The sequence below is a fragment of the Pelosinus sp. sgz500959 genome (assembly GCF_042610375.1).
GTDB lineage: Bacteria > Bacillota > Negativicutes > DSM-13327 > DSM-13327 > CTSoil-075.
Genome location: NZ_JBGJZL010000060.1, coordinates 1 through 406, shown reverse-complemented (window position 1 = coordinate 406; position 406 = coordinate 1). Strand labels below are relative to the sequence as shown.

Annotated in this window: 1 protein-coding gene; it reads left to right on the top strand. The window is 43.3% G+C overall.

The window, feature by feature from the left end:
• A partial coding sequence (locus tag ACAN52_RS21985; RefSeq protein ID WP_378957270.1) for a methylmalonyl-CoA mutase family protein occupies positions 1 to 406 on the top strand: 406 nt, incomplete at both ends.

Sequence of the window (406 nt, the reverse complement as noted above, 5' to 3'; positions counted from 1 at the left end):
CTGATGGTATTGCATACTGTGAAGCAGCCATTAAAGCAGGTCTTGATGTTGATGCTTTCGCAGGCCGTTTATCTTTCTTCTGGAATGCACACAATAATGTACTTGAAGAAGTAGCAAAATTCCGTGCTTCCCGTCGTGTATGGGCAAAAATCATGAAAGAACGTTTTGGCGCTAAGAATCCTAAGTCTTGGATGCTTCGTGTTCATACGCAAACTGCAGGTTCCATGCTAACTGCTCAACAACCAGAAAACAACATTGTACGTGTTGCATTGCAAACAGCTGCTGCTGTTATGGGCGGAACTCAATCTTTGCACACGAATTCTAAGGATGAAGCATTAGCTCTTCCAACAGAAGATTCCGTACGTGTTGCTCTTCGTACTCAACAAATCGTTGCTTATGAAAGCGG